This window comes from Anoxybacillus sp. J5B_2022, from assembly GCF_026847645.1.
In the GTDB taxonomy this organism is placed as follows: Bacteria; Bacillota; Bacilli; order Bacillales; family Anoxybacillaceae; genus Anoxybacteroides.
The window spans coordinates 14,096-40,401 of record NZ_JAPSMC010000008.1 but is presented as its reverse complement, the minus strand read 5'-3'; the positions used below and the strand labels follow the sequence as shown (position 1 = coordinate 40,401).

Here is a 26,306-nt window from a genome sequence, read left to right as displayed (position 1 = left end):
AACAGCATGAAAAAAGTAGGTCCATTTCGTTCGATTCATTTTAAATTTGTGTTGATCTATGTGCTGCTTATTCTTGTTGCGATGCAAATTATTGGTGTGTACTTTGTTCGCGAATTGGAAACGCAGCTCGTGCAAAACTTTAAAAGCTCGTTAAATGAACGAGTGACACTGCTTGCTTATAACGTCGAACAAGCGATCAGCAAAGAGCGGGACGACGGTAAAGATCCGACGTTGGAAGAGGAAATTCGATCGTTGCTTCACGACTTTGTTTCGCAAGATATTTCCGAAGTCCGCGTAATTGATGATAAAGGAAAAGTGCTGGCCACATCGAATCCGTACATGCAAAACATTGTTGGAAAGCGAACGACGGAGATTTTTGTGAAACGGGCGCTTGTGACAGGAGAAGTGGTCGATCGAACGTTAATTGATCCGAAGACGGGCCATCGCATGTATATTTCATCGACCCCGGTGAAGCTAAATGGCGAAATTAAAGGCGCGATTTACGTCATTGCTTCGATGGAAAACGTCTTTTCGCAAATGAAACAAATCAATATGATTTTTGCGACAGGAACGGGAATTGCGCTGGCGATTACCGCGATACTAGGAATTTTTCTTTCCAGAACGATTACCCGCCCGATTTCGGATATGCGAAAACAGGCGCTAGCGATGGCAAAAGGTAATTTTTCACGAAAAGTAAAGGTGTATGGGTACGACGAAATTGGCCAGCTGTCGATGACATTTAACAATTTGACGAAAAAATTGCAAGAAGCGCAAGCGACAACCGAAGGGGAACGACGGAAATTGGCGCTTGTGCTTACCCATATGACCGATGGAGTGATCGCCACCGACCGGCGCGGCCGCATCATTTTAATTAACGATGCCGCATTAAACATTTTAAATGTTTCACGTGAAACAGTGCTTTCTAGTTCGATTATTGATGTGCTCGGCTTAGAAGGGCAATATACGTTTGAAACGTTAATTGAAGAGCGGGATTCGCTCATTTTAGACTTTAGCACCGAGGAAGAATTGTATGTTTTGCGCGCTTCTTTGTCAGTGATTCAAAAAGAAACCGGCTTTGTAAACGGTTTGATTGTTGTGCTGCATGATATTACGGAACAAGAAAAAATCGATCAAGAACGAAGAGAGTTTGTTGCTAATGTTTCCCACGAGCTCCGAACGCCGCTGACGACGATGAAAAGCTATTTAGAAGCGCTCGGTGAAGGATTGTGGCGAGATGAAAACATTGCACCGCGGTTTATTGAAGTGGCGCAAACGGAAACGGAACGAATGATTCGGCTCGTGAACGATTTATTGCAGCTTTCGAAATTAGATAGCAAAGATTACAAGCTGAATAAATCATGGGTCAATTTTTCGCGCTACTTCCATCAAGTGATTGACCGGTTTGAATTAACGAAAAACGAAAACGTGATGTTTATTCGAAAAATTCCGGATGAAGCCATTTTTATTGAAATTGATGAAGATAAAATTACACAGGTGCTCGATAATATTATTTCAAACGCGCTAAAATATTCCCCACAAGGTGGGAACATTACGTTTCGCGTCAAAGAATTGAGCGATGAAATTTTAGTGAGCGTCACCGATGAAGGGGTCGGTATTCCAAAATCCGATTTGTCAAAAGTATTTGAGCGGTTTTATCGCGTTGATAAAGCAAGGTCACGCAAACTTGGCGGAACGGGATTAGGACTGGCAATCGCCAAAGAGGTAGTGGTAGCTCACGGGGGAAGAATTTGGGCGAAAAGCCAAGAGCATAAAGGAACGACGATTTTCTTTACATTGCCATTTGAACGAATACAAGAGGATGACTGGGATGAAGTATGAAGCAGCAAAAACAATCCTATTAACGTTTTTAGTGTTGACAAGCATTGCGTTTACGTGGGAATTGTGGACGTATCACCCGCAATACGATGCGATCCAAAATGATGAATATATCCAAAATGTATCGATCAGCAACGCACAGGTCGACACATCGATGATCGTTCGTCCTTCGCAAGTACTGATTCATAAAAATGAAGCTCATTACGGGATGATAGAAGAAGGAGATATTAGCAAGCTATTAAAAGATATGAAAAAATGGACGTTCGATGATTTCGAAAATATTTCGTCTACCGTTTCCAAAGAGAACTTTTTATCATTTGTTCATCGAAAAGAAGCGATCGAGATCGTCTATCCGGATGAAATTCCGATGAATATTTACCGCGACCTTTTTCAAATCGATGATAAAGGAATGGACGGGGTTAGCTTTGATACGATCGTCCTTCCGATGGAAAAGCACCAAGATTTCATTGCCTATTTTGTTTCGACCGATCACCGCAAAGTGTATCAAGCGACGGTGAGCGATGCATCACTGGAAGAAATCCATCAGCTATATGAAAAGGCTGAAAAATTCCCCCGCTATTTTGCGTATAACGTAAGTGAAACAAAGGCTTTCTTTTTGCCGGAAAAAGAAATGATGATGAGCCGGTTTCAATATTATACGGATGAACTTGATCCAGATAAATTTAAAGAAGCGTTATTTAGCGACCCGAGTTTTGTAAAAAAGGATATATTAACGTTTGGCGAAGAGTATACGGATGGGTCAAGGCTGATGGATGTTGACTTTTTACAAAATTTATTGCTATATGTTAATCCGGCAGCCAAAAATACGATCAGCCAATCGAGTGACGAAAGTTCGACACTCATTCAAAAAAGCATTGATTTTGTTAACGAACACGGCGGTTGGACGGATATGTATCATTTCGCCGAATGGGATCGGGACAAGCGGAAAGTAGTGTTCCGTCTTTATGTTAACAACTATCCGGTCTTTAATGACTATGGGATGTCTGAAATTGTTCAAATATGGGGAACGAATGAAGTCAATAAATATCAACGTCCGTTGTTCCGTTTGGAAATCCCTGACCGCGTGAGCGTATCGACGAAAGTATGGTCCGGTCAAGAAGTGATTAAACAGCTAGAAAAAATGAAAGGGTTTCGAAAAGAACTAGTCAACGGCATTACGCTCGGATATGAACTAGTGAAAGACCAAGAGAGAGGGAAGGTTGTCATTTTGGAGCCAGCTTGGTTTTTCTTGTACGACGGAACGTGGAAAACGATTTCGTTAAAAGAAACAACAGGAGGACGAGGAGGGAGCGCCGTTGGATTGGAGTAAAACAAAAACGATTTTTATCATTACCTTCCTCATCCTCGATCTTTTTTTAGGCTATCAATTTATGCAAAAGCGAAATAGTAGTCAACTGGATGTCATTTTAGAAACGACGATTGAAGAGCAGCTAGAAGCGAACGGCATTACGTATGTGGAAATTCCGAAAGAAGTGACGAAAGCGTCGTATGTAAGCGGGAGAAGCAAAATTTTTACCCGTCAAGAAACGGAAAAATTGACGAATCAAAAAATTACGACGAGGAATCAGTCTGTGTTGCAGGCGACGTTTGTTCATCCAGTTGCGCTTGCAGATGTTAAAGACCCTTACAGCTTAAATGAATTTTTACAGAAAAATATCCTCAGCGGGAAAGAGTATGCCTTTTGGGCGTTTGACGAGAAATCGCAAACGATCATTTTTTTTCAAAAATACGGCAATAAAATGATCTATAAAAATGTCAGCAGCATGCTTTTACTGCATTTGAACGACAAAAAAGAAGTTGTTTCGTATGAACAAACAATGTTAGAGGATTTAGAGAAATACGAGAAAAAACAAGACATTATTCCAGCGATCAAAGCGATTGAAACGCTGTATAAAAAAGATTATTTAAAGCCAGGAGACCGTGTGACTACGGTGGAACTCGGGTATTATGCACTCGTACAATTTACCGCTTCACAAGTATTAACGCCGACGTGGCACGTGGTAGTGAACGGAAAAAAAGATTATTTTATTCATGCATTTGAAGGACAAATTATTAACGATGAAGGAAGCGTGTTGGAGTGAATGGGATGATGCAGTTTAGCGTTCTTGCTAGTGGAAGTACGGGAAATGCTTTTTATGTGGAAACAAATAAACACCGGTTGCTTGTCGATGCAGGGTTAAGCGGCAAACAACTCGAGCAACTTTTCCAGCAAATTGGCCGTCATATAAAAGATGTGACGGCAATTTTAGTGACGCATGAGCATAGTGATCACATTAAAGGATTAGGCGTCATCGCGCGGAAATATCAACTTCCGATTTATGCAAACGAAAAAACGTGGAAGGCGATGGAAGGGTTGATCGGTGAAGTTCCTACCGAGCAGAAGTTTGTCTTCCCGACCGGGTCGGTTCGCTCGTTTGGCGATTTGGATGTTGAGTCATTCGGTGTTTCTCACGATGCTGCCGAGCCAATGTTTTACGTGTTTCACCATGGCGGGAAAAAGCTTGTGCTTATGACCGATACAGGGTATGTAAGTGACCGGATGAAAGGGACCATTGAGCATGCCGACGTTTTTGTGTTTGAAAGTAACCACGATGTGGAAATGTTGCGGATGGGTCCTTATCCGTGGAGCATTAAGCGTCGCATTTTGAGCGATGTCGGCCACGTGTCCAATGAGGATGCAGCGCTGGCACTTGCCGATGTGATCGGTGACCGGACGAAGCGAATTTATTTAGCCCACTTAAGCCAAGATAACAATATGAAAGAGCTTGCGCGCATGACGGTGGAACAAATGCTTTCCAACCGAGGGTTTGCGGTCGGTGAGCAGTTCGTTCTTTACGATACCGACCCAAAAATCCCGACAACATTAGCGTATGTGTAAGCATGATTTCGGGAAAGATGGGCTAATGTGTTCAAAATGGATTTTTGCAAGGCGGAGACGGTATAATAAATAGACGGATACATATTGGAGAGAGAAAGGACAGGTGAGGTGTAGATGGGCTATTACGACGATCATTATGAACCGTACCGGCAAAAGCAAAAAGGCAATCGGCGCGGTACGTTTTTCGCGGGCCTTGTTGGGGCGATTTTGGGGGCATTATTAGTAACATTCTCCATCCCAATGCTTTCACAGTGGGATGTTCTTCCTTATTCTGTTACGCCGAAAGAAAGCGGGAACGTGGAAAATGGAGGGATGATAGGCAATAAGCCGACCGTTCAAGAAAATGTGTCCGTCAATGTCGTTTCCCAAGTGACGAAAGCGATCGACAAAGTATCAGACGCTGTTGTTGGTGTCGTCAATATTCAAGAAGCAAACTTTTGGTCGCAAGGCGGCGAAGCAGGAACTGGATCAGGCGTTATTTATAAAAAAGTGGGCGACAAAGCGTTTATTGTGACGAACCATCATGTCGTGGAAAACGCGAGCCAGTTAGAAGTGAGCTTAAAAGATGGGACGCGCGTCCGCGCCCGCTTATTAGGAAGTGATGCTTTGACCGATTTGGCGGTGCTTGAAATCGATGCGAAGCATGTTAAAAAAGTAGCAGAGTTTGGTGACTCTGACGCTGTGAAGCTAGGCGAGCCGGTCATAGCGATCGGAAATCCGCTCGGTTTGCAATTTGCCGGATCGGTAACGCAAGGGATCATTTCAGGGAAAAACCGGACGATTGAAGTCGATTTAGATCAAGACGGGTTACCAGACTGGAATGCAGAAGTACTGCAAACCGATGCGGCGATCAACCCGGGAAATAGCGGCGGCGCTCTTGTGAATATTGAAGGGCAAGTGATCGGCATTAACTCGATGAAAATTGCTCAAGAGGCGGTAGAGGGAATCGGTTTTTCGATCCCGATCAACTCGGCTCGACCGATTATTGCCGATTTAGAAAAATACGGGCAAGTTCGCCGGCCATATATGGGGGTAGAGCTTCGGTCATTAAGCGATATTTCTTCGTATCATTTGCAAGAAACGCTGCATTTACCGCCAAATGTAACCGAAGGGGTTGCCATTATTCAAGTGGTGCCGAGATCGCCGGCAGCGCAAGCAGGGTTAAAACAGTTTGATGTCATCGTTGCATTAGATGGCCAAAAAATTACGAACGTGCTTGATCTGAGAAAGTATTTGTATACAAAAAAGACGATCGGCGATGAAATGAAAGTGACATTTTATCGAGGTGGAAAAAAAGAAACGGTGACGATGAAGCTGGCAAAAGAATCGTTCTAATCATGTGATAAGAAGGAAAACAAGGAGCGAGAAAAGGCGCTCCTGTTTTCTTTGCCCACAAGTGGATAAGGAGGGACAAGATGATGGTTTGTTGCGCAGAACATTTAGAGCTGGCAATAGATGTTTATGTGGATAAAATGGAACGAGCACCGGAAATTTCTACTATCCCTGTGGATAAACAAGAGGAATCGTGTGAATTTTGCACTAGACAGGCGGAATATATGGTAGGGAACGAATGTTTTTAGCACAAAATGTGGATGCGATGTGTGCATATGTGGATAACCTCTGTTGATAACTTGTTTATAAAGTGGGGATGTTATGTGAATATAACAGTTTTGTCTGTTGGTAAGTTAAAAGAAAAGTATTTAAAGCAAGGAATCGAAGAATATGTGAAACGATTGTCGGGATATGCGAAGGTGGACGTGATCGAAGTGCCCGATGAAAAGGCACCAGAACATTTAAGCGCACAAGAGATGGAACAAGTAAAAGAGAAAGAGGGGGAGCGCATTTTAGCAAAAGTTCCGGACGATGCGTATGTGATCGCCTTAGCTATTGACGGAACGATGAAGTCTTCCGAACAATTTGCCGCGAGCCTAGATAAGCTCGCCACTTATGGCAAAAGCAAAGTCGTGTTCATCATCGGTGGTTCGCTCGGCCTTAGCTGCAAAGTAATGCAGCGCGCGGACGAGTCGCTCTCGTTTTCCAAAATGACGTTCCCGCACCAGCTCATGCGGTTGATTCTCTTAGAACAAATTTACCGCGCATTTCGGATTAATCGGGGAGAACCGTATCATAAGTAACGAAAAAATGTTGATTGTTTGTAGTTTGTATTCAAAAATAAATTATATGGGTTCTAAATTTTCGTGATATTTAACGCTTTTTAGATTTTGATATAATATGGCAAGTGTGTTGATTAACCAATAAAAACGAGTTGATATCGCTCTATTCCTAGTTTTTCTGCCTCGAACAACGAACGCTTTGCGGGCAAATGTATTTGCCCGCCGGCGTTCTTTCGAGGGAAGAGGCAGAAAAGCGGTTTTTTGTTTAAATTTAGCACGTAATAATAATACCTAGTAATAAAAAAGATTGACAGGACAAGATGAAAGATGGTAGGATGAAGCATAAGCAATGATAGCCGCCTAAACGAGGTTTTCAGAATATTACGACTTATGTTTGTGCGGTGATGAATGTGTAGTTCCTTTTGTCTTTTTTGCAGGCAGAAGGTTCATTTTGAAAGGAGTCATTAAATGAAAGAATTTCATTCGTTTGGCTGGTATGCGGCGAGATTGTCTCCCCATTTGCCGAAAAAAGCATTTCAACCCGTCCCTTCTCGTCTTTTCGGTGGTCTTGCGTATTTGCTTATAGCGCTGAGCGGTATCCTCGCTATTTCTTTGCTTGATCTTCATCCAATATGGAATACGCTCATTTCTGTTGTGTTAGGTTTTAGCTTTGCTGCTTTAGGGTTTTTAGGACATGAAATTTTGCATGGCACGGTCGTGCGGACACCTTGGTTGCGGGATTTTCTTGGAGCGGTTGCCTTTTGGCCGCTATGTACCGGACCAAAACTATGGAGAAAGTGGCACAATGTGACACACCACGCCCATACGCAAGACGAAGAGAAGGACCCTGATGCATGGCCAGGATTAGAAAAGTTAGCAAAAAGCCGCCTGTTGCGCTGGGTGTATAAAATTCCGTTTACGATTCGGGCATTTTTTGCCTTTAGCTCGTTAGCGATTACGTTTACCCTTCATTCGATAAGGATGTTGTTTTATTTTCTCAAAGATTTTCAGCCAAAAAATCGCGGAATCGTTTTCTTTCAGTTTTTGTTGCCGTGGGCAACATGGATTGGCTTATTGTTTGTTGTTGGATTTGCTAATTGGTTCTTTATCTTTTTATTGCCGCTATTGATTGCCAATTTCATTGTCATGAGCTATATTTCGACGAACCATCGCTTAAATCCGTTAGTACCAGTGAACGATCCGCTTGCCAATAGCTTATCGGTTACCGTTCCAAAATGGGTCGATGTGCTCCATTTTAACTTTTCTTACCATACAGAGCACCATCTGTTTCCAAGCATGAGCTCGAAATATTACCCATTAGTGAAAGAGCACATTAAGAAAATGTGGCCGGATCGCTACCATGAAATGCCGATGCTCCAAGCGTTACGAGCGCTTTGGAAGACGCCAAGGCTTTATTATCAACAAACCGAATTAATCGAGCCGCGCCAAGGGAACGTATACGGTTCTTTAGGGTATGGGCTAGATCCGTCTCACATCGAGTACCGGAAAATCGAATCGGAAAACACGAAACGTTTAGCCGATGTTGCGAAGGAAGCACTTGCGATGAAAAAGGTAGCTGGACAATTGAAAAAGTAGCCTCCACAAGCTGGTTCTGTATAGAACCAGCTTTTTGTTTGCCGGAAATATCAATAAGTAATATGATTGGATAAAGAGGAGTAATGGATATTAAAAAAACGGGGAGCGAGAACGGTGAAAATTGTCATTGCGCCTGATTCGTTTAAAGAAAGTTTATCGGCGTTAGAAGTCGCTAACGCCATTGAAAAAGGGTTTCGCCGTGTATTTCCAGACGCACAATATGTAAAAATCCCGCTCGCCGATGGCGGAGAAGGAACAGTCCAAGCGCTTGTGGACGCGACAGGAGGCACAATCGTCGAAAAGCAAGTCACCGGGCCGTTAGGCGAGCCCGTTTCCGCTTCTTTTGGCTTGCTTGGCGACGGAAAAACGGCGGTCATTGAGATGGCGGCCGCTTCCGGCCTGCATCTCGTCCCGCGCGAGAAGCGGAATCCGCTCATTACGACAACGCGAGGGACTGGCGAGCTCATTCGCGCCGCGCTTGATTGCGGCGTAGAACATATGATTATCGGAATCGGAGGAAGCGCGACAAACGACGGCGGCGCAGGGATGGCGCAAGCGCTCGGTGTCAAGCTGTTAGACGCGAATGGGGAGGAACTTGGTTTTGGCGGCGGCCGCTTGTCGCGACTAGCGCAAATCGACGTATCAGCGCTTGATGAGCGGCTAAACTACGTCAAAGTCGACGTAGCGTGCGACGTCACGAATCCGTTAACGGGATCGGAAGGAGCTTCGTTCGTCTTTGGTCCACAAAAAGGCGCAACGCCGGACATGGTGCGACAATTGGATCAAAATTTACAACACTATGCAGACGTTATTGCCAAAGCGCTTGGAAAACAAGTCAATGTTCCTAGCGCCGGAGCCGCGGGAGGACTAGGGGCTGGATTGCTGGCGTTTCTTCATGCGGAGCTAAAACGAGGGATTGACATCGTGTTAGAGGCGGTTCAGTTTGACGAGAAAGTCGTAGGTGCGTCGCTTGTCATTACGGGGGAAGGCCGAATCGACGGTCAAACCGTTTATGGGAAAACGCCGGTCGGTGTCGCGAAGGCGGCGAAAAAGCATGGAATTCCGGTCATTGCATTAGCCGGCTCGTTATCAGACGATAGCGACCTCGTCCTCGGCCATGGAGTTGACGCCCTTTACAGCATCGTCCCCGGCATTGTTTCGCTAGCGGAAGCGATGGAGCAGGCCGCATATTATGTAGAGCGAACGGCTCGCCATATTGCTGCGTCGCTCCATATAGGAATGAACGTAAAGCGGTCTCCTAAATAAAAGGGAGACCGCTCATTGATTGCGCTGTCATTCGATTTTTTGGAGCGGCTGTTGCGCTGGCCCTTCGATGACATCGCCGTGGATGGAGAAGCGGGAACCGTGACACGGACAGTCCCATGTGCGGTCGCCGCTGTTCCATTCGATTTCACACCCCATATGCGTGCACGTCGTATCGACGATAGACAGCACTCCGTTTTCATCTTTATACGCCCCGGCGCGTTTGCCGTTGATGAGGACAACGGCGCCTTCACCGTTCGCCAAATCGTTTGGCGTCCGGACAACGACTTCGATTTTTCCTTCGATCAGGTGTTTGGCGACATCCGTGTTTTGCATCACAAAATGTTTGACGCTTGGATCGGCATAAAAGCGTGACGGTGTGTAAAGATCGTTGTATCGGTTGTCTCGTTCTAAAATCAAATCGCTTAACAGCAATCCGGCGACCGTTCCATTTGTCATCCCCCATTTTCGATACCCTGTCGCGACATAGACATTTGGCGTGTTCGCTGTCATTTTGCCGATATACGGTACTTTGTCTAGCGTCGTTAAATCTTGGGCGGACCAGCGATAAGGAATCGCTGTTACCGTAAATAAATCGGATGCAAAAGACTGCAACGCCTCATAATGTTGGATCGTCGGTACCCCTTGTCCTGTTTTATGGCTTTCCCCACCGATAAGAAGGAGTTCGCTCCCGTTGGCCGCTTTCGCAGAGCGGATTGACCGCTTCGGTTCATCTGCGCTTAAATACATGCCACCAGGATACTGTCCATCGCTTTGAATGGCAAGCACATACGAGCGTTCCGCATACATGCGGGAAAAATAAAACCCACCGTCGTAAAACGGAAAATGAGAACAGACGACGAGATGACGACACGTTAGCCGCTTATGATGTTTCGTAATGACCGTTAACGTTTCTCCTTGTTCCACATCGGCAGCCGGGGTCTGTTCATAAATTTTTCCCCCTTTTTGTCGAATTGCTTCTACAAGCTTTTGCAAGTATTTCAAAGGGTGAAACTGCGCTTGATGTTTCATGACGAGCGCTGCGTGAACAGGGAGTGAAAGCGGAATCGTTTCCGTAACCGCTCCGGCAATGCCTAGTTTTTCGTATGCTTTCCATTCATTGATTAGTTTGCTCATCGATGCGTTCGTATTTGCATAAATGTACGCATTTTCCTCCGTCCAGTCGCAATCGATGCGTTGTTCTTGGATGGTCGTTTTGATAAATTGCAGCGCCTCCATGCATGCGTCATAGTACATTTTCGCTTTTTCTGCACCAAGATGATGGAGCAATTCATCATAAATGAGATCGTGCTGTGCCGTCACTTTTGCGGTCGTGTGCCCTGTCGTTCCGTTTAATAGGCGATCCGCTTCTATAAGGGCGACGTTGACCCCTCCTTTCGCCAGCAGATAAGCGGTCGTAATGCCAGAAATTCCGCCGCCGACAACGACGACATCGACGTGTATATCTTCTGTTAACGGTGGGAAAGACGGAAGCACGGTTGACGTGCGCCAATACGGTTCAACAGATAGCGGAAGAGAATGCATCGGAAAAACCCTCCTCGTGATTCAAGTTATATACATAAATTTCCTTAAAATAAAAAAATTATCCGTGTGCGCTCCATTTTCTTTTTTTGCTTACGTCCGCAATTCGCAAGAAAGGTGGTAAAATAAGAAACAGAGGGAAACGGTTTTATTTTCATAAAATAATGTAAGAGGGAGATTGGAAGTGAATAAATATACAAACGTTTCGGATTATCATTCCTCTGTATTACAAGATAATGTCATTTTAGAACATTACGGTTTAAACGAATTAAATTTTGAATCGGTGAAGCAATATCGCGAAAAATTTGCAGCAGCAAAACCGAATCACCCGTGGAACGGTCTTGAAACGAAAGAATTTTTATACAAAATTGGCGCATGGGGAAAGCTTAGAAACAGCAGTAAGGAAGGAATTACTGTTGCCGGGCTGTTAATGTTTAGCGAGGAGCGGATCATTACAGAAATATTGCCGCAATATTTTTTAGAATATCGCGAAATAGGTGCGGCCTCCACTAACGGCTGGACGAAACGGTTTACTTCCCAAGACGGAACATGGTCGGGCAACGTGTACGACTTTTATTTTAAAGTGATCGACCATATCGGCGCGGACGATGTTTTGTTGCTGCCAGCGCTGCATGAAGCGGTAATCAATGCGCTCGTTCATGCCGATTATTCAGGCGAAGGCGGAATTGTGATCGAAAAAGAGCAAAACGTCTACCGTTTCTCGAATCCTGGATTGCTCCGTATCCCGATAGAATCTGTATGGATAGGCGGAATGAGCCATTTACGCAACCCGAATTTATTTAAAATGTTTATTTTAATCGGTTTGTGTAAGCGGGCGGGATCTGGACTGAATGATATTGAATCAATATGGAAAGAACGCCAGTGGAAGCAGCCTGAGTTTATTCAGCAACTAAATCCGGATCGGACGATTTTAACATTAACAACGCAACGGCGCGATATCATTTTTTCAGATGAAACAGCAGTTTCGTTTGAAACAGATGATCAGGAACTTGTAATACAGCACATAGACAATGAGTTGGACAGTTGGTTGGGGGAACAGATAGACAACTTCGTAAATAGCGAATCAAACTCTATAAATAACGATTTTAACTCTATAAATAACGCCCATAACTTCATAAATAAAGAGTCTAACTCCCTAAATAGTGTTCTTGACTCCGTAAACAAACAGCCAAACTCCGTAAATAAAGGTTCCGACTCCGTAACTAATAAACCGAAGTCCGTAAATAATGAAAACGGAGAGGATCGTATGGAGATCGATGAATCGTTATGGCAAATGGCTGAGTTGGCACGCAAGAAAAAAAGGCTTCATCCAACCATCATGGAACAAATGATTTTGCAGCTTTGCTCCATTAAGCCGCTCATGTTAAAAGAATTAGCGCATTTATTGGATCGAACGGCAGATGGATTGCGTAACAATTATTTAGCTAAACTATTAGAGGAAGGGAAAGTGCAGCTGAAGTATCCAGAGCAGCCGAATCATCCGCGCCAAGCGTATATGACAACGCAAGATTCATAATTTGTTCAATAGTATCGTGCATGATGGGGGTGAAAAACGTATTACAATAAAATCAAACAGCAGGTAGGAGTGAGAGTTATGATTGTTTGCGAGTGGCGAGACTTTTCGACGGATGCAGCGACTTATACGCTAGAAAGCTTTGAAGAAATGATTGGTGATGAGTTTGAAGCGATGATGTTTGAGGAAGGAAATGATATTCCTTCTTATATATGGACGGTGAACTATGTCGTCATTATTAAACGGAATACGCGCATGTATAATGATATTTCGTTTACAAAAATCCCGCGCAACCCTGTTTGCGAATAAAAAGGCGGGCTATTTTCCAAGGTAGCCCGTTTTGTATGAAAAAGTTTGCTTAACATTTCACAAATTTGACATACCTAAATACGAGCCAATCGTTTATAATGAAAGTGTGATGGATGAGAGATTTCTCATCTAAAATTTTTCTTCTCTTTTGTGAAGTTTTTCACAAATAATTAGGAGGGCATCAACATGGCGGTGGAAGAAAAAGTATTAGACAAAAAAATAGAAGTGACAAAAATGATTGACCAGCTTGTCGCAAACGCCCAAAAAGCGCTAGAAAAATTCCGCAACTACGACCAAGAAACGATCGATAAAATTGTCAAAGAAATGGCGTTAGCTGGGCTCGATCAGCACATGCCGTTAGCAAAAATGGCGGTAGAGGAAACAAAACGTGGTGTATATGAAGACAAAATTATTAAAAACATTTTCGCGACAGAATATATATACCACAATATTAAGTACGATAAAACAGTTGGCATTATCCGCGAAAACCCGCATGAAGGGATTGTGGAAATTGCCGAGCCGGTTGGCGTCATTGCTGGCGTTACACCAGTGACGAACCCAACATCAACGACCATGTTTAAGTCGCTTATTTCTATTAAAACACGCAACCCGATCATTTTTGCGTTCCATCCATCGGCGCAAAAATGCAGCAGCGAAGCGGCAAGAGTGTTGCGTGATGCGGCGATTAAAGCAGGCGCACCAGAGCACTGCATCCAATGGATTGAAACCCCTTCATTAGAAGCGACACAGCAACTCATGACTCATCCAGGGGTTTCGCTCATTTTAGCAACTGGCGGCGCCGGAATGGTGAAAGCAGCTTACAGTTCCGGAAAACCAGCGTTAGGGGTAGGACCTGGTAACGTGCCTTGCTATATTGAAAAAACAGCGAACATCAAACGTGCGGTGAACGACTTAATTTTATCGAAAACGTTTGATAACGGAATGATTTGTGCTTCGGAACAAGCGGTCATTATCGATAAAGAAATTTACGATCAAGTGAAAAAAGAAATGATCGACAACCGTTGCTATTTCTTAAATGAAGAAGAAAAGAAAAAAGTAGAGAAATTGGTCATTAACGAAAATACGTGCGCAGTCAACCCGGACATCGTCGGAAAACCAGCGTATGAAATTGCAAAAATGGCTGGTGTCGACGTACCGAAAGACACGAAAATGTTAGTGGCGGAATTAAAAGGTGTCGGCCCGCAATATCCGCTTTCTCGTGAAAAATTAAGCCCAGTATTGGCTTGCTATAAAGTGAACAGCACAGAAGAAGGATTAAAACGTTGCGAAGAAATGTTAGCGTTCGGCGGATTAGGCCACTCTGCCGTCATTCATTCCGATGACCAAGAGGTGATTACCGAATTTGGCAAACGGATGAAAGCGGGCCGGATTATCGTGAACGCGCCATCTTCGCAAGGGGCAATCGGCGACATTTATAACGCGTACATTCCGTCCTTAACGCTCGGTTGCGGTACGTTTGGCGGAAACTCGGTATCGACGAACGTAGGCGCGATCCATCTCATTAACATTAAGAAAATGGCGAAAAGGACGGTCAATATGCAATGGTTTAAAGTACCGCCAAAAATTTATTTCGAGAAAAACTCGACACAATATTTGGCGAAAATGCCGAATATCTCGAAAGCATTTATCGTTACTGACCTTGGCATGGTGAAACTTGGCTATGTCGATAAAGTGCTTTACTACTTGCGGAAACGCCCAGACTACGTCCATTGTGAAATTTTCTCGGAAGTTGAACCAGATCCATCGCTTACAACGGTCATGAAAGGCGCCGAAATGATGAGAAGTTTTCAACCAGACGTCATCATCGCGCTTGGCGGTGGTTCGGCGATGGACGCAGCGAAAGCGATGTGGCTGTTCTATGAACATCCGGAAACAGACTTCAACGGATTAAAACAAAAATTTTTAGATATTCGCAAACGTGTCTTCAAATATCCAAAACTCGGCCAAAAAGCGCAATTTGTGGCGATTCCGACAACGTCCGGAACCGGTTCAGAAGTTACATCATTTGCGGTTATTACCGATAAAGAAAATAATATTAAATATCCGTTAGCTGACTATGAGTTAACGCCGGATGTAGCGATTATTGACCCGCAATTTGTCATGACGTTGCCAAAACATGTCACAGCCGATACAGGAATGGACGTGTTAACACACGCGATTGAAGCATATGTGTCCAACATGGCAAACGACTATACAGACGGTTTGGCGATGAAAGCGATCCAGCTTGTATTCGAATACTTGCCAAGAGCATATAAAAACGGCAACGATGAACTAGCTCGTGAAAAAATGCATAACGCATCGACCATTGCAGGGATGGCGTTTGCGAATGCGTTTTTAGGCATTAACCATAGTTTAGCACACAAACTCGGTGCGGAATTCCATATTCCTCACGGACGCGCCAATACGATTTTAATGCCGCACGTCATTCGCTATAACGCAACGAAGCCGAAAAAATTTACTGCATTCCCGAAATACGAATATTTCGTTGCCGATCAACGTTATGCAGAAATCGCACGAGTGCTCGGCTTGCCAGCAAGAACGACAGAAGAAGGCGTCGAAAGCCTCATTCAAGCAATCATTAAGCTGGCAAAAGAATTGGATATTCCATTGAGCATTGAAGCATGCGGTGTCAGCAAACAAGAATTCGACAGCAAAGTCGACAAATTGGCCGAGCTTGCTTTCGAAGACCAATGTACAACAGCTAACCCGAAACTCCCGCTTGTCAGTGACTTAGCAGACATCTACCGACAAGCGTTTAAAGGAGTATAATCATAGATCCCTAACCTCCCCTCTGGAGCTGAGGCAATTGCCTCAGCTTTTCTTATTGAAAAATAACATTGCTCTTCTTTCTTTACTTGCTTATCGTTGGAATGAGATCGTTGTTTACAGTAGGAGGAATAGGAATGCTATCTTCGTTGGGAAGTAACAGTGATGCAATGATTCAAGCAGTTATTTTTGATTTAGATGGCGTGATTGCCGATACGGTGGAGTTATATTATATTGCGACAAAGCGTATTGCGGATGAAATTGGTGTTCCGTTTGATCGCAGGCTCAACCAGCAGCTTCAAGGGATGAGCCGACAGGCGATGGTTGAAGCGCTGCTTGGAGAAAAAGCGGGGGAATGGACGAAAGAGGAAAAGGTGAAGCTTGGGGAGCGGCGTGGGATGTATTATCGGGAGTTGATCGAGCAGCTAACGCCGCACAATATATTGCCGGGGATGTACTCGCTTTTGCAGCATATTCGTAACGACGGTGTGCCGGTCGCATTGGCGTCATCGAGTTCCAATGCATTCACCGTCGTAGAGCGGCTCGGTGTGCGTTCATTTTTCGATGTCATTGTCGACGTCAAAACGATTACACAGCTGAAGCCAAATCCGGAGATTTTTTTAACCGCAGCGAACGAGCTAGGTGTCGACCCACGTGATTGTATTGCTATTGAAGATGGAGAGGCAGGCATTCAAGCGATTAAGCAAGCGGGCATGTTTTCGGTCGGGATTGGGAAACATTTAGCCCCGCTTTCGCCAGATTGGCTTGTCGAACGAACAGAGCAAGTCACGTGGGAACAATTGAAGCGCATGTTTTTGAAAAAACGAACTACCCCTCTTATGTAAGAGGGGCAGTTTCGTGCAAAATGTTGTATGCCGTTTGGACGCTTTCTTCAGAAGGCGGTTCAATGCCTTCGAGCGGATAAGCAAGCCCGAGTTCTTTCCATTTATATACTCCTAATTTATGGTATGGAAGCACTTCGATTTTTTCGACGTTTTTCAGTGTCCGAATGAATGCCGCAAGCCGGCGCAAATCGTCTGGATCGTCGGTGATTGTCGGAACGAGCACGTGGCGAATCCAAACCGGTATTCGTTTTTCTGATAAGAGCTTGGCAAACTGTAAAATATGGGTGTTTGTTTTGCCGGTCAGTTTGCGATGTTTTTTTTCGTCGATATGTTTTAAATCGAGCAAAATTAAATCCGTATATTGAAGCAACTCATCTAATTTTCGCTGAAACGTCTCTTCCGTTGTGTAGCAGCCGCCAGACGAATCAATCGCCGTATGAATGCCAAGCTTTTTGCATTCTTTAAATAGTTCGATTAAAAAATCGATCTGTAAAAGTGGTTCGCCGCCGCTGACGGTAATTCCGCCACCGGAGGCAGTAATAAATGGGAGATACGTCTGTAAGTCAGCGATAATTTCCTCGACCGTCATTTCTTTTCCTTTGCCAATTTCCCACGTATCGGCGTTATGGCAATATTGGCACCGTAATAAACAGCCTTGCATAAAGACGACGTAGCGAAGGCCAGGGCCGTCAACGGTACCACATGATTCAATCGAATGAATAAATCCTTTCATGGAAAATTCCCCTTCCGAATAGAAATGCCCCCTCACGAATAGCGGGGCGTGAGGGGGAGTTTATTACATGCTTTCGTGGAACGTGCGGTTAATGACATCAATTTGTTGTTCGCGTGTCAATTTAATGAAGTTAACCGCATATCCGGAAACACGAATCGTTAATTGCGGATATTTTTCCGGATGTTCCATTGCATCTAACAACGTTTCACGGTTAAAGACGTTAATGTTGAGATGGTGCCCGCCTTTTTCCGCATAGCCGTCTAAAATCGCGACAAGGTTGCGGACACGAGTTTGTTCGTCTTTTCCTAACGCTTTTGGCACGATCGAGAACGTGTTCGAGATACCGTCTAGCGCATGTTCATAAGGCAATTTCGCGACAGAGCTTAACGAAGCTAACGCCCCTTTCGTATCGCGGCCGTGCAATGGGTTAGCCCCTGGTGCAAACGGTTCGCCTGCGCGGCGGCCATCTGGCGTATTCCCTGTTTTCTTCCCGTATACGACGTTCGACGTAATTGTTAAAATCGATGTTGTATGTTTGGAATCGCGATATGTTTTATGCTTTTTCAATTTTGTCATAAACCGTTCGACAATGTCGACAGCGATCGAATCGACGCGATCGTCATTGTTTCCATATTTAGGGAAGTCGCCTTCGATTTCAAAATCGACCGCAAGACCGTTTTCATCGCGAATCGTCTTCACTTTCGCGTATTTAATCGCACTTAACGAGTCGGCAACAACAGATAAACCAGCGATGCCTGTTGCCATCGTGCGTAAAATGTGCGTATCGTGAAGCGCCATTTCAATCCGCTCATAGCAATATTTATCGTGCATGTAATGAATAATGTTGAGTGTATTAATGTAAAGCTCAGCGAGCCATTCTAACACTTGGTCGTATTTGCGCATCACTTCTTCATAGTCTAAGTATTCCGAAGTAACTGGCGCAAATTCCGGACCAACTTGGATTTTTAATTTTTCGTCGACGCCGCCGTTAATCGCGTATAGTAACGCTTTGGCAAGGTTTGCCCGCGCGCCGAAAAACTGCATTTGTTTGCCGATGCGCATCGCCGATACGCAGCACGCAATACCGTAATCGTCGCCGAATTCCACGCGCATTAAATCGTCGTTTTCGTATTGGATCGAGCTTGTTTTAATCGACATTTTTGCGCAATATTCTTTGAAGCTCTCCGGCAACTGTTTCGACCAAAGCACTGTTAAGTTCGGCTCTGGCGAAGGACCTAAGTTATCGAGCGTATGAAGGAAACGGAACGAGTTTTTCGTCACGAGCGGTCGTCCGTCAATCGCTACGCCGCCGATCGATTCCGTTACCCATGTCGGGTCGCCGCTGAATAGTTCGTTATATTCCGGTGTTCTTGCGAATTTGACAAGGCGCAATTTCATGACGAAATGGTCGACGAGTTCTTGCGCTTCTTTTTCTGTTAATACGCCTTCTTGCAAATCGCGTTCGATGTAAATATCTAAGAACGTGGATACGCGTCCTAAACTCATTGCCGCACCGTTTTGTTCTTTAATCGCTGCAAGATACGCAAAATATAGCCATTGAAATGCTTCGCGAGCGTTGCGTGCCGGTTCAGAAATGTCGTAGCCGTAGCTTAGAGCCATTTGTTTTAATTCTTGAAGCGCACGAATTTGTTCAGATAGTTCTTCGCGAAGGCGAATAATATCTTCGCTCATCGTACGTGCACCTGTGTTGCGCAAGTCTTTTTTCTTCTCTTCAATTAAGCGGTCAACGCCGTATAATGCAACGCGGCGATAGTCGCCGATGATGCGGCCGCGTCCGTATGCGTCAGGAAGACCGGTAATGATCCCTGCTTTGCGCGCCGCTTTCATTTCATCTGTGTAAGCGTCAAATACGCCTTGGTTATGTGTTTTGCGGTATTCAGTAAAAATTTTTTTCACTTCGTCGCTTACTTGATAACCGTACGCTTCGCACGATTGTTCCGCCATGCGAATGCCACCGAACGGCATAAGGGAACGTTTAAACGGTTTATCGGTTTGGAAGCCGACGACTTTTTCTAGCTCTTTGTTTAAATAGCCAGGTTGATGGGAAGTAATCGTCGAAACGATCTCGGTATCCATATCGAGAACGCCGCCTTTTTCGCGTTCAAGTTTCGATAATTCCATCACTTGTTCCCATAATTGTTTCGTCGCTTCGGTTGGACCTTCTAAAAACGATTCGTCCCCATAATATACAGTGACGTTGTTTAAAATAAAATCGCGAACGTTAATTTCTTTTTTCCATTTGGAGCCTTTGAAATTTCGCCACGGATCCAATGGAGTTTTGGTTAGAACGGTTTGTTCCATAGCAGTCCCCTCCCATTATTTTAATACTATAACAGATTCATAAAAACATATATAACAGTTTCTAGTTATAGCATACTACATTTACGGAGAAGCGGAAGCAGTCATTCTTGAATGATTTGTGAAATTTTGAGCAAGTGTGATGATTATCACGTTTTTTTAAAAAACAGCGCGAAATTGCAATAGGAAAATATTTAGTAACTTTTGTAAGGATAATATTTAGAAGGACGAAATATTTTGGTGAAGAAGCTTTACAAATGAATAGTTCGCACGTTGTAAAGCGGATTTTACGGAAAAAAGTTTTTTTCCAGTAAAAAAATAATGCTTGTCTATTTGGACAATTCATATTATATTTTTCTTAAAATAAAAAAAATTTTCAAAAGTGAAAAAGGGGGATCTGAATGGTTTTAAAGAAAACTCTTTCCATTCTCGCAACAACGACACTAGCAGTCGGTATTTTAGCCGGGTGCTCAGGCGGTCAGAAAAACGAAACGGCGAACAACGGGGGCAACGGCGGTGGCGGTGGCAGCAATGTCATTAAAATCGCGACACAAACTCCGCTTTCCGGTGGAAGTGCGACGTTGGGCGAATCGATTAAGCTCGGAGCGCAATTGGCGCTTGAAGAACAACAAGCAAATTTTGAAAAGCTTGGCTTTAAATTAGAGCTTGTTCCGTACGATGACCAAGGCGACCCGAAAAAAGGGGTAGCGAACGCGCAGTTAATTGGCGCTGATAAACAAATTTTTGGTGTTGTTGGTCACTTGAACTCCGGCGTAGCGATTCCATCGTCAGAAATTTATGAAAAGTACAGCATTCCAATGGTCTCTCCATCAAACACAGCTACAGACGTAACAGACCGCGGGTTAAAAACTGTCAACCGTATTTGTGCCCGTGACGATTTCCAAGGACCTGCAGGAGCGAAATTCGCTGTCGAAAAACTTGGCGCGAAGAAAATTTTTATCATTCAAGACAAAACAGCTTACGGTACTGGCTTAGCGGAAGCGTTCAAAAAAGGTGCGGAAGAACTTGGCGCGCAAATTCTTGGGTTTGAAGGAATTACCGTCGGTGAAAAAGACTTCAACGGCGTCTTGAACCAAGTATTAGCGAAAAAACCGGATCTTATTTACTTCGGTGGTCTTTATACAGAAGGTGGTCTATTAATTAAACAAGCTCGCGATAAAGGCATTAATGTGCCGATCATGGGCGGCGACGGTTTAGACTCTTCGACGCTTGTCCAAATCGCTGGCGATGCGGTGAAAAATACGTACATGACTTCAGCGGCTGGTTTAACAACGGTAACGGATGCAGGAAAACAATTTGCGGAAAAATATAAGCAAAAATTTGGTAAAGATATCGAGTCTTATTCAGCGTATGGTTATGATGCGATGGGCGTATTGCTAAAAGGTCTTGAAAATGCGATTAAGGCAAATGGCAACAAGCTTCCAACGCGTCAACAAGTAGCGGAAGAAGTGCGCAAAGTGCAAGATTATCAAGGAGTTGTCACGAAAGTAAGCTTTGACGAAAAAGGCGATAACAAATACGCAAAAATTTACATCTACAAATTTGACGAAGCAAAATATCCGGCTAAGTTAGAGGACGAAGTGAGCAAACAATAAACGGATAACCGGAAAAAGGGTATGACAGTTTGCCGTACCCTTTTCTTTCCGGCATCGTTTCGCGCCCGGCTTGTTGGTGGCAAACAAAGAATTTTGTTATATGCAAAGCTGGGCGATTTTTCTGCAAAAGTAGCAAAACAGGCGGGTGAACAAGAATGATCAATGAAGTGCTGCATACATTGCCGCAAGTATTAATTGACGGGTTGACGCTGGGAGCTGTTTATGCGATTGTCGCATTAGGATATACGATGGTTTACGGGATTTTGGAACTTATTAACTTTGCTCACGGGGAAATTTTTATGACGGGGGCATTTGTAGGAACGGCGATTTTATTGACGTTTGCGGGATTCGGTTGGTTGGCGTCCATGCCAGCGATCGTAGCGCTTATTTTAGTGCTTGTGGTTACGTCGGTAGTTACCGGTTTGCTTGGAATGGGAATCGAACGAGTAGCATATCGTCCGTTGCGCAATGCACCGAAGTTAATCACCTTAATTACGGCGATCGGCGTTTCGTTTTTGCTTCAAGATATCGTTCGTTTTATCGCGGAATTAAAAAACGGCAACTACATTTTAACGGGACCAAGTTTGTTTAGCGGGCAAATTGGAATTAAAGCTTCCTCTATTTCGTCGATATTTAACGATGCATCGGTTAAATCCTCGTTTTTTATCGTGTTAATTGTTGCGGTGATCATGATGGTGACGCTTGACTTTTTTGTCAACCGGACAAAATGGGGGATGGCGATGCGCGCTGTGGCACAAGACCGGGAAACAGCGGCGTTAATGTCGGTAAACGTGAATAAAGTCATCGCTCTTACATTTTTTATCGGTTCCGCATTAGGGGGAGCAACAGGTGTATTATTTGCGATTCAATACGGAACGATCGATCCGTATATCGGGTTTATTTTAGGGTTAAAAGCATTCACCGCTGCCGTTTTAGGCGGAATCGGCAACATTCGTGGAGCGATGTTTGGCGGCATTTTGCTTGGCGTTCTCGAAATGTTTGCAGCGGCGAACTTGCCAGTCGTTTCGCACGGCATACTCGGTGCAGAGTATAAAGACGTGTTCGCATTTGCCATTTTAATTATCGTATTAATTTTCAAGCCAGAAGGTTTATTCGGAAAAGTGTCAGTAGAGAAAGTGTAGGTGATCGAGATGAAAAATTGGCTCCATACGATCCAACAAAACAAACGCCTTCAGGCTCTCATCGTTGGCTTATATATTGTCGTTACGTTTTTTAGCTTATATTTGGCACAAAAATCAGTCGTTGCGTTTTTGCTTTTGCTTTCATCTCTGTTGCTTTTATATTTTACGACGTTTTCAAATCGCGTGAAATGGCTCATTGGTGGATTGGTAATGGTAGTGCTATTACCGCTTGCCGCCAGTCAAGGTGAAGCATATCAGTCGTACATGGAAGTTGCGACATTAGTCGGCATTTACATCGCGATGGCGCTCGGGTTAAACATTGTTGTCGGGATGGCCGGACTTTTGGACTTAGGGTTTGTCGCGTTTTTTGCGCTTGGTGCTTACACGTACGGGATTTTTGCGACCGGTCAGGCGAACAATTTTATGCCGTTCGGCCATTATCCGCTATCTGGAGAAAGCTTTTGGGTATTTATTTTCATCGGTTGTTTCGTGGCTGCTTTATTCGGGATTTTGCTAGGGGTACCGGTATTGCGTGTCAAAGGCGACTATTTGGCGATCGTAACGCTAGGATTCGGAGAGATTATCCGCATTATTTTCAATAACTTGGACAAGCCGGTGAATATTACGAACGGAGCGATGGGCCTTGCTTCCGTTCAACCGCCAAGATTGTTTGGCATCGATTTTATGTACCCAAGCCAGTTTTACTATATTGTCTTAGTCATTTTAATTGCGGTTATTTTTGCGGTGCGTCGTCTTGAATTTTCGAAAATCGGCCGCGCATGGAAAGCGGTACGGGAAAACGAGATTGCGGCACAAGCGATGGGCATTCACCTTGTGAAAACAAAGCTCATGGCGTTTGCGGTCGGTGCTTCTTTCTCAGGCATGATGGGGGTTGTGTTTGCGGCAAAGCAAACGTTCGTTGACCCGACAAGCTTCACATTGCTTGAATCAATCACGATTCTCGTCATGGTCATTTTAGGTGGAATGGGCAGTGTTCCAGGGGTTATTCTCGGTGCAGCACTCGTGACGATTTTGAACTTGCAAGTGTTGACGGAATTGACCAACTGGTTGAACCAGCTTAGCTTGAATGGCGTGATTAGCGTTCCAGATGCGCTTTCTCCAGCGAAAATGCAACGGTTTATTTTCGGGATTATTTTAATTCTCTTTGCCCTTTATCGTCCGCAAGGGTTGTTGCCAGCGAAAAACCCTGTCTTTAACGAAAAAGAGCTAAAAGATACAGACAAACTAGTCAACGCCGGTGTACAGAAGGAGGCGACGCAGCATGTCCATCTTGACAGTTAAAAATTTAACGAAACAGTTCGGCGGACTTGTCGCCAATAGCAATATCGACATGGAAGTGCAAAAAGGGTCGATTACGGCAGTCATCGGTCCGAACGGTGCCGGAAAGACGACGTTTTTTAACATGGTTACCGGCGTATATCAACCGACGAGTGGCGAGATTTTATTAAATAATGAATCAATTGTCGGATTGAAGCCGCATCAAGTGACGAAAAAAGGGATTGCGCGCACGTTCCAGAACATTCGCTTATTCGGTGCGATTACTGTTTTGGAAAACGTCATGGTCGGGATGCATAACCATCTTCATGGCGGTCTGTTCGGCACCATTTTGAATTTGCCACGCGTGAGAAAAGAAGAAAAAGAAGCAAGACGGGAAGCATACCGCCTGCTTGAGTACGTCGGATTAGAGTCATTTTTTAATGAAGAAGCGCGCAATTTGCCGTATGGAGCGCAACGGAAATTAGAAATTGCCCGGGCGCTGGCGACAAAGCCGAAAGTGCTGTTGCTTGATGAACCGGCGGCCGGAATGAACCCGAAAGAAACGAGCGAGTTGACGAAGCTCATTTATAATATGAGGGAAGAATTAGATTTAACGATTATTTTAATTGAGCATGATATGAAGCTTGTCATGGAAATTTCCGAGCATATCGTCGTTTTGGACCACGGGGAAAAAATTGCAGAAGGTACACCTGATGAAATACGCAATAATGAGAAAGTCATTGAAGCTTATTTAGGAAAAGGTGCTGCCACAACGGCTTCGTAAAGGGGGACCGCGTACATGAGTTTGCTACGGTTAGAAGACATTAACACATTTTACGGCGGAATTCATGCGCTAAAGGGCATTTCGCTCGAAGTAAACGAAGGGGAAATCGTTACGTTAATCGGCAGTAACGGTGCGGGCAAATCGACGACGCTCAAAACGATTAGCGGACAAGTGAAGCCGAAAAGCGGGAAAATTTTATATAATGGTCAAGATATTACGAATACTCCTCCGCACGTGACCGCTCTTTCAGGTATTGCGCACGTGCCAGAGGGGCGGCGGATTTTCCCGCGCTTAACAGTGAAAGAAAATTTGGAAATGGGCGCCTTTTCGGTGAAAGATAAACGGGTCATTGAGGAGCGAATGGAGCGCGTCTTTCACTATTTCCCGAGAATTAAAGAGCGGCTTCAGCAAAAAGGCGGAACGATGAGCGGCGGGGAGCAACAAATGCTTGCCATCGGCCGGGCGTTGATGATGCAACCAAAGCTATTAATGCTCGATGAACCGTCGATGGGATTGGCTCCGATTATTGTCGAACAAATTTTTGAAATTATTCGTGAACTGAACGAAGAAGGGATGACGATTTTGCTCGTTGAACAAAACGCGTTCCAAGCGTTGCAAATTGCCCATCGCGGCTACGTTATCCAGACAGGCGAAATTGTCATGTCTGGGCTTGGAAAAGATTTGCTTGTCAACGAACAAGTGCGCGAGGCGTATTTAGCGTAATGGCAAAGGACTCCGATGAAGGGGGTCCTTTGCCATTTGCCGTATGTCATGAATTTTTGTACAATGAAATTCGTTCTTAGAAATTCTAGCGGAACGAAGGTGAAAACAATGAACGGGCAAGAAGCGAAAGCGTTCATTGAACAGTTGCAACAAGAAGGGTTGTTAACGGAAGAAATGCGTCCGGTTTGGGAAATGATTGTGCCGGAACGTCTGAAGCGAATGTATGACGTGCTAAACGAACGGACTCGCTATATTACTGTATTAACGGAAGCGGTCGATGATCCGCATAACCAGGCAGCGGTATTGCGGTCGGCCGAAGCATTTGGCTTGCAAGATGTCTATGTCGTGACAGGGAGTACACCATTTCAGCCAAATCCGTTTGTGACGCGCAATGCGGATAAATGGCTGACGGTTCAGCAAAAGAAAGACATTCGAACTGCTATCCAACAATTAAAAGAAAATGGTTACCAAGTATTGGCAAGCTATTTAGGAGAAGGGACGATCCCGCTGCAAGCGATCGATGTGTCGCGGCCGACGGCGCTTTTATTTGGCAATGAACATCGCGGCGTATCAGATGGCGCGATTCGGTTAGCGGATGGAACGTTTATGATTCCGATGCATGGATTTGTGCAAAGTTTTAACATTTCCGTCGCTGCTGCTTTGACGCTGTATGACGTGACGGAGCGGGCACGTCGCCAAGCTGGTGAGGCGTATTATTTGCCGTTTGCGGAGAAAAAGGTGCTATATGAGCAATGGATGTGGAAAACACTTCATCCGCGGCTGCGTCGGATGCTGGAAATGCGGTTTCAAAAGAGCTGATCTTCGAAGGAAGATCAGCTCTTTTCTTATGCCCCCTTTTTTTGTTTAAAAGTAATTTTAATGGGGGATTTTCATGTTTTATCCATACAATCGAATATTTCATGAACAATTTTTGAACGAATCGTGACAAAAATTTTGCGTATTTGTGAACTTTTTCGCAAAACAGT

At 44.4% G+C, this 26,306-nt stretch carries 22 protein-coding genes; 19 read left to right on the top strand and 3 right to left on the bottom strand.

Annotation, left to right across the window (positions count from 1 at the left end):
* The first annotated feature begins 6 nt into the window (after positions 1 to 6).
* From walK to M4I42_RS03950, 9 genes are all read left to right on the top strand, one after another.
* The gene (gene walK, locus M4I42_RS03990) at positions 7 to 1,839 is read left to right on the top strand and encodes a cell wall metabolism sensor histidine kinase WalK (protein ID WP_268850951.1); all 1,833 of its coding nucleotides are present in this window, start codon (positions 7 to 9) and stop codon (positions 1,837 to 1,839) included.
* Positions 1,820 to 3,166, top strand: a complete 1,347-nt coding sequence (locus M4I42_RS03985; RefSeq protein WP_268850950.1) for a YycH family regulatory protein — start codon at positions 1,820 to 1,822, stop codon at positions 3,164 to 3,166. Before walK ends, M4I42_RS03985 begins: the two co-directional genes overlap by 20 nt.
* A complete protein-coding gene (locus M4I42_RS03980) occupies positions 3,153 to 3,938 on the top strand; it encodes a two-component system regulatory protein YycI (protein WP_268850949.1) in 786 nt (261 codons plus the stop codon). The genes M4I42_RS03985 and M4I42_RS03980 overlap by 14 nt, the downstream gene beginning before the upstream one ends.
* An 8-nt stretch (positions 3,939 to 3,946) precedes the next feature.
* A complete protein-coding gene (locus M4I42_RS03975; RefSeq protein ID WP_268850982.1) occupies positions 3,947 to 4,735 on the top strand; it encodes an MBL fold metallo-hydrolase in 789 nt (262 codons plus the stop codon).
* Positions 4,736 to 4,849: 114 nt separating this feature from the next.
* Positions 4,850 to 6,070 carry a S1C family serine protease gene (locus tag M4I42_RS03970; protein WP_268850948.1) on the top strand — a complete coding sequence of 407 codons (1,221 nt, stop codon included), beginning with the start codon at positions 4,850 to 4,852 and terminating at the stop codon, positions 6,068 to 6,070.
* 80 nt (positions 6,071 to 6,150) lie between these two features.
* Entirely contained in the window at positions 6,151 to 6,315 is a 165-nt protein-coding gene (locus tag M4I42_RS03965; RefSeq protein WP_268850947.1) for a CxxH/CxxC protein, read from the top strand.
* A gap of 75 nt (positions 6,316 to 6,390) precedes the next feature.
* Positions 6,391 to 6,870, top strand: coding sequence for a 23S rRNA (pseudouridine(1915)-N(3))-methyltransferase RlmH (rlmH, locus tag M4I42_RS03960; protein WP_268850946.1), 480 nt, complete (start codon positions 6,391 to 6,393; stop codon positions 6,868 to 6,870).
* 447 nt (positions 6,871 to 7,317) lie between these two features.
* Positions 7,318 to 8,445: a fatty acid desaturase family protein gene (locus M4I42_RS03955; RefSeq protein ID WP_268850945.1), complete on the top strand. Its 1,128-nt coding sequence runs from the start codon at positions 7,318 to 7,320 to the stop codon at positions 8,443 to 8,445.
* A gap of 114 nt (positions 8,446 to 8,559) precedes the next feature.
* Entirely contained in the window at positions 8,560 to 9,711 is a 1,152-nt protein-coding gene (locus tag M4I42_RS03950) for a glycerate kinase (protein ID WP_268850944.1), read from the top strand.
* Between the two features lie 27 nt (positions 9,712 to 9,738).
* On the opposite strand, the gene M4I42_RS03945 is transcribed toward M4I42_RS03950, so the two are convergent.
* On the bottom strand, positions 9,739 to 11,253 hold the full coding sequence (locus M4I42_RS03945) for an FAD-dependent oxidoreductase (protein WP_268850943.1): 1,515 nt from the start codon (positions 11,251 to 11,253) through the stop codon (positions 9,739 to 9,741).
* 181 nt (positions 11,254 to 11,434) lie between these two features.
* Here M4I42_RS03945 and M4I42_RS03940 point away from each other — a divergent pair, with 181 nt between their 5' ends.
* From M4I42_RS03940 to pgmB, 4 genes are all read left to right on the top strand, one after another.
* Entirely contained in the window at positions 11,435 to 12,787 is a 1,353-nt protein-coding gene (locus M4I42_RS03940) for an ATP-binding protein (RefSeq protein WP_268850942.1), read from the top strand.
* 78 nt (positions 12,788 to 12,865) lie between these two features.
* A complete protein-coding gene (locus M4I42_RS03935) occupies positions 12,866 to 13,093 on the top strand; it encodes a hypothetical protein (RefSeq protein WP_268850941.1) in 228 nt (75 codons plus the stop codon).
* Between the two features lie 186 nt (positions 13,094 to 13,279).
* A complete protein-coding gene (gene adhE, locus M4I42_RS03930; protein ID WP_268850940.1) occupies positions 13,280 to 15,883 on the top strand; it encodes a bifunctional acetaldehyde-CoA/alcohol dehydrogenase in 2,604 nt (867 codons plus the stop codon).
* A gap of 167 nt (positions 15,884 to 16,050) precedes the next feature.
* Complete coding sequence (pgmB, locus tag M4I42_RS03925; protein ID WP_442864071.1) at positions 16,051 to 16,725, top strand: beta-phosphoglucomutase; 675 nt, start codon at positions 16,051 to 16,053, stop codon at positions 16,723 to 16,725.
* On the opposite strand, the gene pflA is transcribed toward pgmB, so the two are convergent.
* Positions 16,718 to 17,458: a pyruvate formate-lyase-activating protein gene (gene pflA, locus M4I42_RS03920; RefSeq protein WP_268850938.1), complete on the bottom strand. Its 741-nt coding sequence runs from the start codon at positions 17,456 to 17,458 to the stop codon at positions 16,718 to 16,720. The two genes, pgmB and pflA, sit on opposite strands and share 8 nt — an antisense overlap.
* Before the next feature lie 63 nt (positions 17,459 to 17,521).
* Positions 17,522 to 19,780, bottom strand: coding sequence for a formate C-acetyltransferase (pflB, locus tag M4I42_RS03915; RefSeq protein ID WP_268850937.1), 2,259 nt, complete (start codon positions 19,778 to 19,780; stop codon positions 17,522 to 17,524).
* 398 nt (positions 19,781 to 20,178) lie between these two features.
* Here pflB and M4I42_RS03910 point away from each other — a divergent pair, with 398 nt between their 5' ends.
* From M4I42_RS03910 to M4I42_RS03885, 6 genes are all read left to right on the top strand, one after another.
* Positions 20,179 to 21,393 carry a branched-chain amino acid ABC transporter substrate-binding protein gene (locus M4I42_RS03910; protein WP_268850936.1) on the top strand — a complete coding sequence of 405 codons (1,215 nt, stop codon included), beginning with the start codon at positions 20,179 to 20,181 and terminating at the stop codon, positions 21,391 to 21,393.
* 155 nt (positions 21,394 to 21,548) lie between these two features.
* On the top strand, positions 21,549 to 22,535 hold the full coding sequence (locus tag M4I42_RS03905) for a branched-chain amino acid ABC transporter permease (protein WP_268850935.1): 987 nt from the start codon (positions 21,549 to 21,551) through the stop codon (positions 22,533 to 22,535).
* Between the two features lie 9 nt (positions 22,536 to 22,544).
* Entirely contained in the window at positions 22,545 to 23,837 is a 1,293-nt protein-coding gene (locus M4I42_RS03900; protein ID WP_268850934.1) for a branched-chain amino acid ABC transporter permease, read from the top strand.
* Positions 23,818 to 24,597 carry an ABC transporter ATP-binding protein gene (locus tag M4I42_RS03895; protein WP_268850933.1) on the top strand — a complete coding sequence of 260 codons (780 nt, stop codon included), beginning with the start codon at positions 23,818 to 23,820 and terminating at the stop codon, positions 24,595 to 24,597. The genes M4I42_RS03900 and M4I42_RS03895 overlap by 20 nt, the downstream gene beginning before the upstream one ends.
* Positions 24,598 to 24,612: 15 nt before the next feature.
* Positions 24,613 to 25,320, top strand: a complete 708-nt coding sequence (locus M4I42_RS03890; RefSeq protein ID WP_268850932.1) for an ABC transporter ATP-binding protein — start codon at positions 24,613 to 24,615, stop codon at positions 25,318 to 25,320.
* A 108-nt stretch (positions 25,321 to 25,428) separates the two neighbouring features.
* Entirely contained in the window at positions 25,429 to 26,139 is a 711-nt protein-coding gene (locus M4I42_RS03885; RefSeq protein ID WP_268850931.1) for a TrmH family RNA methyltransferase, read from the top strand.
* Positions 26,140 to 26,306 lie beyond the last annotated feature (167 nt).